This is a genomic window from Halorubrum xinjiangense, from assembly GCF_049604745.1.
Classification (GTDB): domain Archaea; phylum Halobacteriota; class Halobacteria; order Halobacteriales; family Haloferacaceae; genus Halorubrum; species Halorubrum xinjiangense_A.
Window position 1 is genome coordinate 2,066,561 of sequence record NZ_CP187140.1, and the last position, 13,614, is coordinate 2,080,174.

12 protein-coding genes and 1 tRNA gene are annotated in these 13,614 nt (G+C 69.9%); 5 read left to right on the forward strand and 8 right to left on the reverse strand.

From position 1 onward, the window contains the following. Positions 1-79 precede the first annotated feature (79 nt). A complete protein-coding gene (locus tag ACOZ35_RS11625) occupies positions 80-337 on the forward strand; it encodes a DUF7561 family protein (RefSeq protein ID WP_424013743.1) in 258 nt (85 codons plus the stop codon). A gap of 66 nt (positions 338-403) precedes the next feature. Here ACOZ35_RS11625 and ACOZ35_RS11630 read toward each other — a convergent pair whose 3' ends face one another. After that, entirely contained in the window at positions 404-2,800 is a 2,397-nt protein-coding gene (locus tag ACOZ35_RS11630) for an amino acid permease (RefSeq protein ID WP_424013744.1), read from the reverse strand. 195 nt (positions 2,801-2,995) lie between these two features. On the opposite strand from ACOZ35_RS11630, the gene ACOZ35_RS11635 reads away from it, so the two are divergent. Continuing rightward, complete coding sequence (locus tag ACOZ35_RS11635) at positions 2,996-4,105, forward strand: pyridoxal-phosphate-dependent aminotransferase family protein (RefSeq protein WP_424013745.1); 1,110 nt, start codon at positions 2,996-2,998, stop codon at positions 4,103-4,105. Between the two features lie 20 nt (positions 4,106-4,125). On the opposite strand, the gene ACOZ35_RS11640 is transcribed toward ACOZ35_RS11635, so the two are convergent. The 3 genes from ACOZ35_RS11640 to ACOZ35_RS11650 all read right to left on the reverse strand — a co-directional run bounded on the left by ACOZ35_RS11640 (position 4,126) and on the right by ACOZ35_RS11650 (position 5,740). Beyond that, positions 4,126-4,422, reverse strand: a complete 297-nt coding sequence (locus tag ACOZ35_RS11640; RefSeq protein WP_424013746.1) for a hypothetical protein — start codon at positions 4,420-4,422, stop codon at positions 4,126-4,128. Between the two features lie 73 nt (positions 4,423-4,495). Further along, positions 4,496-4,795, reverse strand: coding sequence for a DUF424 domain-containing protein (locus tag ACOZ35_RS11645; protein WP_424013747.1), 300 nt, complete (start codon positions 4,793-4,795; stop codon positions 4,496-4,498). Further along, positions 4,796-5,740 (reverse strand): tetratricopeptide repeat protein, encoded by a 945-nt coding sequence (locus ACOZ35_RS11650; protein ID WP_424013748.1) that lies wholly within the window; start codon positions 5,738-5,740, stop codon positions 4,796-4,798. It lies immediately after the preceding gene. 110 nt (positions 5,741-5,850) lie between these two features. Here ACOZ35_RS11650 and ACOZ35_RS11655 point away from each other — a divergent pair, with 110 nt between their 5' ends. Then, positions 5,851-6,549, forward strand: a complete 699-nt coding sequence (locus ACOZ35_RS11655) for an SdpI family protein (protein WP_424013749.1) — start codon at positions 5,851-5,853, stop codon at positions 6,547-6,549. Positions 6,550-6,671: 122 nt separating this feature from the next. Next, a complete protein-coding gene (locus ACOZ35_RS11660; RefSeq protein ID WP_424013750.1) occupies positions 6,672-7,334 on the forward strand; it encodes a DUF7119 family protein in 663 nt (220 codons plus the stop codon). 65 nt (positions 7,335-7,399) lie between these two features. On the opposite strand, the gene ACOZ35_RS11665 is transcribed toward ACOZ35_RS11660, so the two are convergent. Next, on the reverse strand, positions 7,400-8,767 hold the full coding sequence (locus ACOZ35_RS11665; protein ID WP_424013751.1) for a M20/M25/M40 family metallo-hydrolase: 1,368 nt from the start codon (positions 8,765-8,767) through the stop codon (positions 7,400-7,402). A 105-nt stretch (positions 8,768-8,872) separates the two neighbouring features. On the opposite strand from ACOZ35_RS11665, the gene ACOZ35_RS11670 reads away from it, so the two are divergent. Continuing rightward, positions 8,873-8,946: transfer RNA gene (locus ACOZ35_RS11670), tRNA-Lys, on the forward strand. A gap of 383 nt (positions 8,947-9,329) precedes the next feature. Here ACOZ35_RS11670 and ACOZ35_RS11675 read toward each other — a convergent pair. The 3 genes from ACOZ35_RS11675 to thsA all read right to left on the reverse strand — a co-directional run bounded on the left by ACOZ35_RS11675 (position 9,330) and on the right by thsA (position 13,074). After that, complete coding sequence (locus ACOZ35_RS11675) at positions 9,330-10,154, reverse strand: alpha/beta fold hydrolase (protein WP_424013752.1); 825 nt, start codon at positions 10,152-10,154, stop codon at positions 9,330-9,332. Positions 10,155-10,336: 182 nt separating this feature from the next. After that, positions 10,337-10,993 (reverse strand): lactate utilization protein, encoded by a 657-nt coding sequence (locus ACOZ35_RS11680; protein WP_424013753.1) that lies wholly within the window; start codon positions 10,991-10,993, stop codon positions 10,337-10,339. Between the two features lie 428 nt (positions 10,994-11,421). After that, positions 11,422-13,074 carry a thermosome subunit alpha gene (gene thsA / locus ACOZ35_RS11685; protein WP_424016062.1) on the reverse strand — a complete coding sequence of 551 codons (1,653 nt, stop codon included), beginning with the start codon at positions 13,072-13,074 and terminating at the stop codon, positions 11,422-11,424. Positions 13,075-13,614: the final 540 nt, after the last annotated feature.

Consider the following 13,614-nt stretch of genomic DNA (forward strand, 5'->3'; position numbering starts at 1 on the left):
GTCACGTCTGCCCAACCAACAACGTCGTACACGTATCGAGGCGACACGCCTTACCCCACGGACCCAGTAGAACACACATATGGCCTCCGAGGCGTGCGACGTCTGCGAGCGGTCCGTCCGGATCGCCGGCGGGATCGGCGACCTGTGGAACTTCGCGTTCGAGTCGACGCAGGGACTCACGCTCGAACTCACCGACGGCTCGGAGTTCTTCCTCTGTTTCGACTGTATGGAGCGGCTCCCCGACGACCACGAGCCGACCGCCGAGGACGTCGCCGACCTCCGGGAGCGCACCGACCCGGTCGAGGACGACGGCAACCACTTCTGGCACTGGGGGTAACGCGGAGCAGTTCGGCCGGCTTCCGCACCGCTAGGCGCTCGACCGGTTAAAAGGAAAACCGCTGCGTCAGTTCGACTTCTCGTCCGCGCCCGACTCCTCTCCCGACCCCGATCCCTCGTCAATCTCGGGTGTCGTGGGCTCCGGCTCGACGCCGGTCTCGGCGGGCGTCGGAGCCGTGTCGGTCACGTCGTTCGACCGCGCGCCGCTGCCGAACAGGCGGTCGAGGAACCCGCGCTCGCTCTTCCGCTCGGCGAGCAGCACGGAACACTCGACGTCTTCGAGCACTTGGAGGACAAGCGAGCCGCCGACCAGCCGCGAGAGCAGCCCCTTCTCCGTGGCGCCGATGATGAGCATCGTCGCGTCGCGGGCGGCGCGCTCGATGCTGTTCTCGACGTCGCCCGTCTCGATCCGGAGCGTCGCGTCCGAGAGGTCGTGCGCGTCGGCCCACTCGGCGAGGAACGCGCGGCCGGACTCCTCCTCGCCGTCCTCGGCGACGTGCAGCAGCGTGACCTCGCCGTCGAACTCGGTCTGGAGCATCTTCGCGACGGCGCCGGAGAGGTCCGAGGCCGGACCGCCCGCGGTCGGCACGAGGATGCGCGAGGCGTCGAACCCGCGGTCGCGGAACACGAGGAAGTCCGAGGGGAGCGAGTACGCCAGCTCGTCGACGGCGGACTCGGCGCGCCCGGGCGCCCCGTGGGAGTCCTCGCCCCAGCCCATCACGGTCATGTCGGCGCCGTAGGTGCGCGCGGCGTCGAACACCTCCTCGAACACGCGGTGCGAGAGCACGACGTGGGTCTCCACGTCGACGCCGAACGTCTCGGCGTCCTCGCGGGCCTGATCGAGGAGGCCGTGGGCCGCCTCGTGGGCGCCGCGGTCCCGCGCGGCCTCCAGCGAGGTCTGGTCGGGGACGTTCGCGATGTTGACCGCGACGACGGTCCCGTTCCGCTGTTTGGCGATGGCGGACGCGAGCGTGATCAGGTGTTCCTCGGTCTTGGGGTTCGCGAGCGGCACCATCACCCGGTAGTCGCCGCCGCTCGGCTGGACCGACGTCGCCGCCGAGACGGCCTGCTCGGGCAGTTCGTCGGAGCGGTCGAGGATCCACGTCCCGAGCACGCCGCGGGACTCCACCTTCCCGCGGGCGTACAGCAGGTACCAGAGGACCGCGAAGACGACGAGCCCGAACGAGATCAGGATGATCGTCGGCTCGATGTAGATGATCAGCGCGAACGACGATATCGTGCCGATGATCGGGACGAACGGGTAGAAGGGGACCTCGAAGTCGGGGTCGTACCCCTCGACCTCCGACTCGCGCATCACGATCAGCGCGATGTTGAGCAGCCCGTAGACGATGAGGTGGAGGACGGAGCCCATCGTCGACAGCGACTCGACGCCGCCGGCGACGAGGAAGACGAGGATGAGCGCGCCGGTGAGCGCGATCGATTTATAAGGAGTTCCGAACCGCTCGTGGATCTCGTTGAGCTTCGGGGTGACGATCTTCTCGCGGCCCATCGCGAAGTTGATCCGCGACGACGAGAGGATCGACGCGTTCGCCGACGAGGCGGTCGCGAGCAGCCCGCCGATCAGCAGCATGCCGGCGCCGACGGCGCCCAGCGAGTAGCCGAACACCTCGTACTGCCCGAACAGGAGCCGAGCGGCGTCGACGACCGCGGTCTCGTTGTTCGCGACGAGGTCGTTCGGCACCGCCGCGAGCAGCACGAGGAGGAACATCGCGTACACGACCGTGACGATGACGACCGAACCGAGGACCGCGAGCGGGAGGTTCCGCCCGGGATTTTTGATCTCCTCGGCGACCGAGGTGATCTGGACGAAGCCGAGATACGAGACGAAGATGATCCCGGTCACCGGTAACACCTCGCTCACCGTGCCCGGCGGCGCGAGCGGTCGAAGCGACGACATCTCGGCGTTCAGCAGACCGACGACGGTGAAGACGGCGAGGATGCCCAGAAGCGACATCACGATGACGATCTGGAGCCCGCCCGTCTCCTTCGCGCCGAAGTAGTTGACCGCGATGAAAAGCAGCGCGCCCGCGAGGCCGATCACCTGCGCCGCTTCGAGCGTCAGCGGGCCGAGGCCGACCGGACCGAGCCCGACGAGGGCGTTGACGTACTCGCCGAAGCCGTACATGTAGAAGGCGGAGGCGAACGCGAGGCCGAGCCAGTTCGCCCACCCCGCGACGGAGCCGAACATCGGCCCGAGCGCGCGGTTAACGTAGAAGTACGCCCCGCCGGACTTCGGCATCGCCGTCCCCAGCTCGGAGGCCGACAGCGCGGTGAATAAGGCGATCACGCCGCCGAGGACGAAGGTGAACGCCGCGAGCGGCCCGGCCCGGGCGACAGCGGTGCCGGGGAGCACGAAGATCCCGGCGCCGATCATCGTCCCGATCCCGATGGTGAGCGCCGCGAGCGGGCCCAGGTCCTTCGCGAGCTCCTCGTCGCCGCTCACGGCGGGCCACCTCGGACGGTTGTAACTCTTCGGGCGTGTGTCATACGCTCTTTCTTATCTCCGTTCCTATAAAGGCGTTTGATCCCGGCGATACCGCCGTTTCCGTGGGCGAAGTCGATCGCGGGTCGCGCCTTTTGAACGGAACACAAGGTCCATACCCTCACGCGTCCCGGTACGATCCAACAGGTGGATCCCGTGACGAAGAAACGCGAATACCGCGACGACTACGACGACAAGACGCTGTACATCCCCGGCCCGACCGAGGTCCGCGACGACGTCATCGAGGCGATGACGGAGTCGACGTTCGGCCACCGGATGGACCGGATGACCGACCTCTACACCACCATCGTGGAGGACACGAAGGAGTTCCTCGGCACCGACAACGAGGTCGTGATCCTCACCGGCTCCGGCACGGAGTTCTGGGAGGCGACGACGCTGAACCTCGTCGACGAGCGCGTCCTCGTCCCGACCTGCGGCGCCTTCAGCGAGCGCTACGCCAACGTCGCCGAGCGCCTCGGCAAGGACGTCGACCGCCTGGAGTACGAGTGGGGCGAGGCGGTCAAGCCGGAGGACGTCCGCGAGGCGGTCGAGGCCGCCGACGCGGAGTACGACATGGTCGCGGGCGTCATGAACGAGTCCTCGACCGGCGTCCGCAACCCGATCGAGGAGATCGGCGACGTCCTCAAAGAATATCCGGACACCTACTTCGCCGTCGACGCCGTCTCCTCGCTCGGCGGCGACTACGTCGACATCGACGCCCACGGGATCGACGCGATCTTCGCGTCCACCCAGAAGGCGTTCGCGATGCCGCCCGGACTCGCCGTCTGCGTCGTCAGCGACGACGCCTACGACCGCGAGGTCGAGAAGGGCGACTCCTCGTGGTACGGCGGCTTCCGCCGCACGATCGACTACTACGACCGGAAGGGCCAGACCCACTCGACGCCCGCGATCCCGATCATGTTGGCGTACCGCCAGCAGATGAAACACATGCTCGAGGAGGGCCACCGCGCCCGCGACGAGCGCCACCGCGAGATGATGGAGTACGTCCACGACTGGGCCGACGAACACTTCGCGATGTTCCCCGAGGAGGGCTACGAGTCGCAGACCGTCGCCTGCATCGAGAACACGCAGGGGATCGACGTGAGCGCGACCATCGAGGAAGTGAACGAGGAGTACGACATGGCCTTCTCGAACGGCTACGGCGACCTCGGCGAGGAGACGTTCCGGATCGGCCACATGGGCGAGCACACCGTCGAGAGCGTAAAGGAGCTCACCGACGCCATCGAGGACGTGGCGGACCTCTAAGCCGGCCAGCCAACCCTGATTCAGCTCTCGTCGCGGTCGGCGACGAGTTCGATTCGGTAGATCCGCCCACCACGCTCCGTCCGCTCCGCGCCGACGACGACGAACGCGCGGTCGCCAACGTCGATGATGTCGCCAGTGGCGAGCGGTTCGGTCGGTTCGTCCCCGTTGGTTTCATCGCTCTCCGCCTCACCGCCGACCGCGTCCGCGCCGACGGCGAGCGCGGCCGCTCCCCGGTCGATCGCGCGCCGCCAGAAGGCGTCCGAGGGCGGCCGCGGCCCCACCCGCGACGCCAGTTCGCTCCGCGTGAGTCGTCTCATCGGGTTCGCCTCGTCGCGCGCGCCCTTAGCCGGTTCGGAATCCGGCGAAATCGAAGGAGGCGCCGCACCGCGCTCACAGCCAGAGCAGCTGCGCGTGCCGCGTCCCGTCGAACTCCAGGACCGTCTCCTCGTCGACGAGGCCGGCCTCGACCGCGACGCCGACCGCCTCGGTGCCGACGATGTTCGCGACCTGCGCGCGCTGGAGCCCCGCGACCACCTCTTCGGCGGTCGCCTCGACGGCGTCGTCGCCGCCGTAGAACGCCTCGCTGACGGTGAGCGTCGCGCGCCCGTTGTCGTACGTCTCGCCGAGGCAGTCGGGGTCGCAGACGGAGACGAGCCGTCCCTCGGCGGTCTCGCGCTCGCGCAGGAGCATTCAGAAGCCCTCGGGACCCTCGCCCTGAAGCTCTCGCTCCGGGCCCTCAGCCTCGCCGTCCTGCCCGGTGCGGCCGCCCTGTCCGCCGCCGGCACCGCCCCGCCCGCCGCGACCGCCGGGCTGGCCACCGGGGCCGCCGGCACCGCCCTGCCCGCCGCGACCGCCCTGCGGCGGGTGCCCGCCCGGCCCGGGCGCCTGGCCGGTCTGCTCTTCGATCATCTGTTCTTCGGTCTCGCGGCGGAGCTCCTCGGCCTGATCGGCGACCTCCTCGGCCTGCTCGTGCTCGCCGGCCTCTTCGAGCGCCCGCGCCTTCTCCTCTAAGACGCCCGCGTCGCGGTAGCCGAGCCGGATCGCGTTGTCGAAACAGGAGACCGCGTCCTCGGCGAGCCCGCGCTCGACCAGCAGGAACCCGCGGTTGTACCACGCTTCCGCGAAGCGGGGGTCGGTCTCGACGGCGCGCTCGGCGTGTTCGAGGGCCTGCTCGCCCTGCCCGGACTCCCAGAGCGCGTACGCGAGGTTGGTCTCCGCGGTCGCGGCGTGCTCGGACTCCTCGTCGATTCGCAGCGCCTCCTTGTAGGCGCCGATCGCCTGGTCGAACTCCTCTAACTGCGCGTGGGCGGCGCCCTTGTTCACCCACGCCTCCTGAGCCTCAAGCGAGTCCTCCTCGGCGAAGTTGGCGGCGCGCTCGAACGTCTCGGTCGCCTCCTCGAAGCGGTTGATCCCCATGTACGAGAGGCCGACGTCGATCAGCTGCTCGACGTCGACGTCCTCGCTGCCGATGTTCCGGCGGTCCAGCTCCTCGGTCAGCACGCGGGAGTCGACGGGGTCGACGCGGCTCGGGTCCTCGCCGAGCTCCGGCGGGTCCAGCGTGAACGCGTCGTAGTCGGCGTCGACGCCCTGCCCCGAGGAGAACTCGTGGCCGTCGTCGTCGCGTTCGTCGGTCATACCCGCGGATTGGCGGTCACGACGCGTAAGGGTTGCGTCGCACCGCGTCCCACGGGGGAGACTCTCACGGGAGAACACCTTTTACCACCGCGGAGCGCGTCTGGACGCGCATGCCCTCCGAATCCCGACTCTCCACGCGGCTCCGGTTCGGCGTCGCGGCCCTCTTCGTCGCCGTCGGCGCCGCCGCCAGCCTCGCGGTCGCGCCGGACCTCCCCGCGCGGATGGTGACGCGGTGGAACGCCGCCGGCGAGCCGACCGGGACGCTCTCCCGGACGGCCGGGATGTGGCTCGTCCCCGGGCTCGCGGCCGGGCTGATCGGGTTGTTCGCGCTGCTCCCGCGGATCGACCCCCTTGGCGAAAATATCGCCGCGTTCCGGGTCCACTACGACCGGTTCGTCGTGGTGTTCACGGCGTTCCTCGTCGCGCTCCACCTCGCCGTGCTCGCCGTCAACCTCGGCTACGCGGTCGACGTGACGACGGTCGCCGGCGCCGGCGCGGCCGCGCTGTTCTACTACGTCGGGACGCTGCTCCCGCACGTCGAGCCGAACTGGTTCGTCGGGATCCGGACGCCCTGGACGCTCAGCGACGACGCGGTCTGGGAGCGGACCCACGCGCTCGGCGCGCGGCTGTTCAAGCTCTCGGCGCTGATCGCGGTGGCCGGCCTCTTCGCCGGCGAGTACGCCGTCTACTTCCTCGTCGGACCGGTGCTCGCGACCGCCGTAATCACGGTCGGGTACTCGTACGTCCTGTACGCGAGGGGAGCGGACGAGGGGGACGACGGCGACGCCGCGCCCCGGACCGCGAAGTAGGAGCCCGGCGAGACGCCCAGCGCCGACCGCCGGCGAGGAGCGTCCGACGAGGACCGTCCGGCGCTCGGGCGAATTCCGCCCCGGTGCCCGGCGTTTATACCCGCGGCCCCGAAGAGGAGTGTATGACCGAGGAGTCACGCGCTGACCGGCAGTCCCCCGTCGGCGAGCCGGTGGTCCGGTCGGACCCGGCGGTGACGGGCGACCGGGCCGCGGACGCGGTGGGGTTCGACCCGAACGACCCCGACAGCGTCGCCGAGGCCGCGGAGACGGTGGCCCGCTTCGCGGCCGGCGACGTCGGCGACGGCGACAACGTCCTGATGCTGCGCGGCGCCGCCGCCTGCGCGGCGCTCGTCCGCGGCGTCGGCTCGTACAAGGAGGCGGCCGAGCGGGCGGGCGAGGACGTCTCCGTCGCGTTCATCCGCAAGTGGGCGCGGGTCCACGACCTCCCGCAGGCGATCCGCCGGCAGGTCGCCAACGGGCGGATCGCGCCGAGCGCCGCGAAACACGTCGCGCGGCTCGGCGGGCGGGACCGCTACCTGCTCGCGTGGGCGGCGATAGACGGCGACCTGACGGTCCGCGAGGTGCGCGCCGTCGCGTCCGCGGTCAACGAGGGAGCGGACATCGAGGCCGCGGTCCGCGACGCGGGCGTCGAGCTCGGCCGGCTTCAGGTCCAACTCCCGCCCGAGACGTACGTGGAACTGCGGCGCCGCGCGTCGATGGAGAACGTCGACCCGGGAGCGATCGTCGCCGACGCGGTCGACGAATACCTCGCGGACGACCGGTAGACGAACGGCGACCCCTCGACCGGCTCCGGCGGGCCGCCGCCGAGCCGCCGCCGAGCCGCCGGCGGCTACGCCGCGTAGTCGTTCGCGAACCGCGCCGCGGCGGCCGCGATCGCGTCCCGCGCCCGGACGACCTCCCTCCACGCGATCGTCTCGTCCGGGTAGTGCGCCTCGTCGATGGTACCGGGGCCGAACAGCACCGCCGGGATCCCGGCCGCGACGAAGTGTCGCGAATCGGCGCCGTAGGTCGCGCCGCGCGGCTCGACGTCCGGGAGGCCGGTTGCGACGAGGCCGGCGCGGATCGCCTCGACAACCGGCTCGTCGACGGCGATCTCCGCGGGCTCGAACTGGACCGAGAACCGCTCGAACCGAGGCGGATGGTCGCGCAGCCAGGGGTCGTCCGCGACGACTCGCTCCAGCCGCTCGCGGAACGCCGCCTCCACCTCGTCGACGGTCTCACCGGGCGCCACGCCGATCCGGAACTCCGCGTCGAGCGTCGCCGGGACCGTCGACGCCCACGAGCCGGCCTCGACCCGGCCGCAGACGACCGGCCACGGGACCGGGAACTCCCCGTATAAGGGGTGTTCGACCGACTCGCTACGCTCTGCCTCCAACTCCATGAACGCCTCCCGGATCGCCTCGAACCGCGGGAGCACGTCTTCGCCGCGCCAGCGCGTGGCCGCGTGCGCGCTCCGCCCGTCGATCTCCAGCCGGGCCATGAGCGACCCCTCGCAGGCGACGACCGGGCGCAGTTCGGTCGGCTCCGCGACGATCGCCGCGTCGCGCTCGAACGGGTACGGGTTCGCGAGCGCGGCGGTCGCCGCGCCGTAGCCGCCGTCCTCCTCGCCCGCGACGGCCTCGACGACGAGCCGGAGGCCCGAGGGCGGGAGGTCGATCGAGCCGTCCGCGACCCCCTCGCGGACCGCCACCGCGGCGCCGACGCAGGCCGCGAGCCCGCACTTCATGTCGGCCGCGCCGCGGGCGGTGAGGGTCTCTCCTGACTTGTCGCCGTCGGCTCCCGTTCCCCCGTCCGGGCCTCCGTCCGCGCCGTCGCGCCAGACCGGCTCGAAAGGGTCGCTCGACCATTCTGACGGCTCGGCGGGGACGACGTCGAGGTGGCCGTTCAAGACGAGCGTGGGGACCGGATCGCCGCCGCCGTTCTCGCCGACCGCGTCGCCCGCGTCGTCACCGTCGCCAGCGTCGCCCAGTTCGAGGACGCCCGCGACGCTGCGCCGTCCCTCGACGGCCGCCGCGTCGAGGTCGTCCGGAAAGGAGGGATGGTCGGCGAGAACGGCGGGGTCCGCGTCCCAGGCGTACGTCTCGAAGCCGAGGTCGGCGAGTCGCTCCGCGACGAACGCGGCCGCGGGCGCCTCCTCGCCGGCAGTCGAGCGGTGCCGGCAGAGGGTGGCGGCGAACGCGCGCATGTCGAACTCCATGCTCGCGGCGACGGCGGGGGGCGGGAAACCGTTTCGGGTGGCGGCGCCGACCCCTGCCGCGGTTCTAAACGTTTATCCCTCGGCTGACCCTACTGCGATTCGCCTGGGCCGGTAGCTCAGTTAGGGAGAGCGTCCGGCTTTTAACCGGACGGTCGGGGGTTCGAATCCCTCCCGGCCCGTTTTCCTGCGACCAACGGGAGCAGTGAAAACGCCAGAGGGATTCGAAGAGACCGGTCGTGCGCAGCGAACGGAGTGAGCGAGCACGTCCGGGCGTAGTTCGAATCCCTCCCGGCCCGTGTCCTCGCAGCGAGCAATATCGCGAGCGGCGGCGCTGTGCCGAGGGAGGGATTCGAACCCTGCCAGAGGCAGCCCGCGCAGCGAAGCGAGCAGGAACCTCTGGCTTAGGTTCGAATCCCGTCGCATCCGTTCCCGTCACTTCGTTCGGTTACGGGCCCGACTAACCCACGCTTGCTTCGCTCACCTGGATCCCTCCCGGCCCGTTGCCACCGCCGCGAGCAATATCGCGAGCCGCGGCGCTGTGCGAGACGAATTTAAACCGCGGTCACTCCGCTCCGCTCGCCCACTCCAGCGCCGCCCGCCGACGGTCGAGCAGCGTGCCGAGGTGGTCGGCATCGACGGTCTCCAGCGTTCCGTCCATCTCCTGAACGAGCGAGCGCACGGGCGAAAGCGGCGTGTTCTCGTCGCGCGTTCCGTGCCAGGCGCGGACCGGGACACTGACCGAGTCGGGGTCGAGCGGGGCGCTCGCGAACGCTCGATTCTCGCGTTCGACCGCCCGCGCCCCGGGGGCGAGGGCCTCGTGGAAGTCGGCCGCCACCGCCTCGGCGACCGGGTCGGAGACGGAGCGGTCCGTGTACTGGGAGACGACCGTGCTCGGTCCGGAGATCGACGCGACCACGTCGGAGATTCGGAACATCGCGCGCAGCGCGAACGGGACCGACGCGAGCGTCGCGAGGGCGTTCTCGGCCGGGGGGACGACGCTGCTCACCAGGCCGACTCGTGTCACTCGGTCGTCGCTCGCGGCGGCGAGCGCGAACGGGCCGCCGCCGGAGAAGCCGAGGGATCCGGCCCGGTCGACCGATTCCGCGTCGAGGAGCGCACCGAGGTCGGCCGGCCACTCCTCCCACGACCACTCGGCCGCCGGCGGCGACGAGGAACGGCCGTAGCCGGGGCGGTCGGGAACGAGAATTCGAATGCCGACCTCGGCCGCGAGCGCCGACAGCAGCGCGCCGAACAGCCGCGATCCGGGCGTGCCGTGGTGGACGATGACCGGGAAGCCGTCCGGGTCGCCGCCGATCGCGTACGAGAGGGTGCGTCCGTCGGGGAGGGTACACGCGTCCGTCGAGAGATCCGCTGGATCGGGCGTCATGGTGGGACCTACGCCGCGGTTCTCGGAGGAGGGGAAAACGGGTTGCGGTTCGGGACCCAGAATTGCGAGCGGCGCCGCTCGCGGTCGACGAAAGGGGGGGAAGAAAGCGTGTGACGCGTCGGCGTGTGACGTGTCCTCGCGTGACGCGTCTGCGTGTGTCGCGTCAGCGTGAGCCGATCCGCTCAGTAGCCGAGCTGCTCGCGGACGAGGACGACCGTCGTCCGGCCCTCCTCGGTCTCGCGGCGGTAGACCAGCTGCTTGGCGATCGCGGACTCGACGCCGTACGCCTCCTGCGCGCGCTCGTTCTCCAGCGGGTACGCGACCGACTCCAGCCGGTCGAAGGCGTCATCGAGCGTCGGAACGATCTTGTTGACTCCGGTGACGATGACGACGTTGCCCGCGGCGAACGGGTACGCGCCGATGCGGCTGCCGGAGAGGTCGGCGGCGACGAGCTCGCCCGTCTGCGCGACCGCGTTAATGCCGCCGAGGAAGTAGTCCGCCGTCTGCGACTCGCGCCGCGCGGTCTGTCGCTCCGCGTCGTCGTCGATGCTCCAGATCTGGTCCGGGAGGCTCTCCCACTCGTGGTCGCCCCCGCTCAGGAACTCGTCGAACCCGATCTCTTCGAGCGTCGTCGAGTGCCCGTTCATCACCGAGACCCCCGCGGGGATCTGGGACTTCACGGCCTCCAGCGCCTCGTCGGCGTCGTCGACGACGACCACGTCGAAGCCGCGCTCCTCCAAGTTGGCGACCGTCTCCTCGACGGTCGCGTCGTCGGGAAGCTCGTCCAGTTCCGCGTCGATCTCGGTGTCGTCTGCGTAGTCGGCCTTCTGCTGTGGCATGGTGAACGTAAGAACCTCGTCGTGGATTGGAGGGTCGGGAGTCACTTAACCGCTCGCGGACACCGCCGTCCCGTGGTTACGCCGGTGTTACCCTCGTGTCGCGCGAGCCGAATGTGAGGGTCGGTAACGCGGTCCGGGGTAGGGGTAAACGGGAAACGCGATCGGGCGACGAGCGGGACGCTACCCGGGTCGAGTCGTCGATAAAAGTCGCGTGTCGTCGTGGCCCGAAGGGGCACGTGACGGTCGGTCGGAAGGCGATGCGGTTCGGCGTCAGGTCGGAATCGGGGGGTTGTGTGAGTTCTCGCCGAACTTCACACCTCGCGGGTCGCGTGCGCTCACGGGGCGACGCGCCCCGTTCGCTTCGAGGTCTCCCTGCGGTCGACCTCGCTCGCTCCCCGCTCGGAATCGAGGTTCTTTCAGAACCTCGCTTACATCGCGCCGCCCATGCCGCCCATGCCGCCCATGCCGCCGCCCATTCCGCCGGGCGCGCCGCCGGGGCCGCCGTCGTCGCCGCCGTCGTCGGTGCCGCCGCCCTTGAGGTCGCCGGCCGCGATGACGTCGTCGATGCGGAGGATCATGACGGCCGCCTCGGTGGCGGACTCGATGGCCTGGGTCTTGACGCGGAGCGGCTCCACGACGCCCTCGGCCTCCATGTCGATCACGTCGCCCGTGTAGGCGTCGAGACCGGCGCCGAACTCGCCGCCGTCGTGGCGGGAGCGGAGGTCGACCAGCGAGTCGATGGGGTCGAGACCCGCGTTCTCGGCGAGGGTGCGCGGGACGACTTCCAGCGCGTCGGCGAACGCCTCAACGGCGAGCTGCTCGCGGCCGCCGACGGAGTCGGCGAAGTCGCGGAGCTGCAGCGCCAGCTCGGCCTCGGGGGCGCCGCCGCCGGGCAGCACCTGCCCGTCGAGCAGCGTCGTGCGGACGACGCCGAGCGAGTCGTCGATGGCGCGCTCGACCTCGTCGACGACGTGTTCGGTGCCGCCGCGGAGGATGAGCGTGACGGACTTCGCCTCTTCGACGTCCTCGACGAAGATGCGCTCGTCGCCGCCGATGTCCTTCTGGGCGACGGAGCCGGCGAAGCCGAGGTCGTCCGTCTCGATGTCGTCGAGGTTGGAGACGACGCGGCCGCCGGTCGCGCGGGCGAGGCGTTTGAGGTCGCCGGACTTGGCGCGGCGGACGGCGAGGATGCCCTCCTGCGCGAGGTAGTGCTGCGCCATGTCGTCGATGCCGTCACCGACGAAGACGACGTCCGCGCCGATGTCGACGAGGTGGTCGACCATCTCGCGGAGCTGCTCCTCCTCCTGGTCGAGGAACTGCTGGAGCTGGTCGGGGTCCGTGACGTTGACCTCGGCGTCGATCTCCGTCTCCTTCACTTCGATGGCGCCGTCGAACAGCGCGACGTTCGCGTCCTCGACAGCGAAGGGCATGTTCTCGTCGACGCGCTCCTTGTCGACGATGACGCCCTCGACGAGCTCGGACTCGTCGATGGAGCTGCCGACGACCTTCTCGACGGAGACGTTCTCCGTGTCGATGCCGTCGTCGTCCTGAACCGCGAGGACGGCGTCGACGACGAGCTCGGCGAGGAGGTCCTTGGAGTTCTCCGCGCCCTTGCCCGTCATCGCCGTCTCGGCGATCTCGACGAGCGTATCGTAGTCGTCCGCGGAGACGTCGATGGCCTCCTCGTCGAGGATCTCCTTGGCCTTCTCGGCGGCCTGACGGTACCCCTGCGCGAGGGTCGTCGCGTGGATGTCCTGGTCGAGGAGCTCCTCGGCCTGATCGAGGAGCTCACCGGCGACCACGACCGCGGAGGTGGTGCCGTCGCCGACCTCCTCCTCCTGCGTCTCGGAGACCTCGACGATCATGTTGGCCGCCGGGTGGTCGATGTCCATCTCTTTCAGGATGGTGACGCCGTCGTTCGTGACGACGACGGACCCGCCGGAGTCGACGAGCATCTTGTCCATCCCTTTCGGGCCGAGCGTGGTGCGGACGGACTCCGCGACCGCCTTGCCGGCCGTGATATTCATGTTCTGAGCGTCCTTTCCGGATGTTCGCTGCGACTCCTCGGAAAGTACGATCATGGGCTGATTGCCCATCCGCTGGCGCTGTGACATTACGACCATTGATTGTTTGTGATTCTATATAAACCCTTCGCTCGGGTCGTGAGAAACCGCAACACGGTGGGGGAGTATCGGCCGGCATGCGGTGCGTTCACACGGGCCTTTATATAGAACTCCAGATCAACTGCTGGACGTGTATTGCTTATAAACGGACCGCGGTGGCGCGTGCCGGTGAGCGCCCGCAAGGCGCGAACCGCACGCGCGAGGGAGTCGCTGGCCCCGGAGCGAAGCGGAGGGTGCCAGCGACGAGGCTGGGGAGGTGTGAGGTGCGGTTGCTGTGCGGGGCGGGACTCAAAGGGGCAGCCGTGAGGCGGGCGCAGGCGACGCAAGCACCACAGGGAGCGAACGAAGTGAGTGACCGAGGAGCGCAGCGAGCGTGCGCCCGCCTCACGGCTGGGGCTTTGGAGATGTTCGCGGTGGATCTGTTCTCAGCTGTTTATAAGCGAGCGGCTGGGGCTTTGGAGGCGTTTACCACATCGCTAGTAACAACGAGTTATATAC

What these genes read in the sequence shown, in the direction of transcription:
- ACOZ35_RS11640 (WP_424013746.1), bottom strand. Translation starts at nt 4,422, where the DNA reads ATGAGACGACTCACGCGGAGCGAACTGGCGTCGCGGGTGGGGCCGCGG.
- ACOZ35_RS11645 (WP_424013747.1), bottom strand. Translation starts at nt 4,795, where the DNA reads ATGCTCCTGCGCGAGCGCGAGACCGCCGAGGGACGGCTCGTCTCCGTC.
- ACOZ35_RS11665 (WP_424013751.1), bottom strand. Translation starts at nt 8,767, where the DNA reads ATGGAGTTCGACATGCGCGCGTTCGCCGCCACCCTCTGCCGGCACCGC.
- ACOZ35_RS11650 (WP_424013748.1), bottom strand. Translation starts at nt 5,740, where the DNA reads ATGACCGACGAACGCGACGACGACGGCCACGAGTTCTCCTCGGGGCAG.
- thsA (WP_424016062.1), bottom strand. Translation starts at nt 13,074, where the DNA reads ATGATCGTACTTTCCGAGGAGTCGCAGCGAACATCCGGAAAGGACGCT.
- ACOZ35_RS11680 (WP_424013753.1), bottom strand. Translation starts at nt 10,993, where the DNA reads ATGCCACAGCAGAAGGCCGACTACGCAGACGACACCGAGATCGACGCG.
- ACOZ35_RS11660 (WP_424013750.1), top strand. Translation starts at nt 6,672, where the DNA reads ATGACCGAGGAGTCACGCGCTGACCGGCAGTCCCCCGTCGGCGAGCCG.
- ACOZ35_RS11675 (WP_424013752.1), bottom strand. Translation starts at nt 10,154, where the DNA reads ATGACGCCCGATCCAGCGGATCTCTCGACGGACGCGTGTACCCTCCCC.
- ACOZ35_RS11625 (WP_424013743.1), top strand. Translation starts at nt 80, where the DNA reads ATGGCCTCCGAGGCGTGCGACGTCTGCGAGCGGTCCGTCCGGATCGCC.
- ACOZ35_RS11655 (WP_424013749.1), top strand. Translation starts at nt 5,851, where the DNA reads ATGCCCTCCGAATCCCGACTCTCCACGCGGCTCCGGTTCGGCGTCGCG.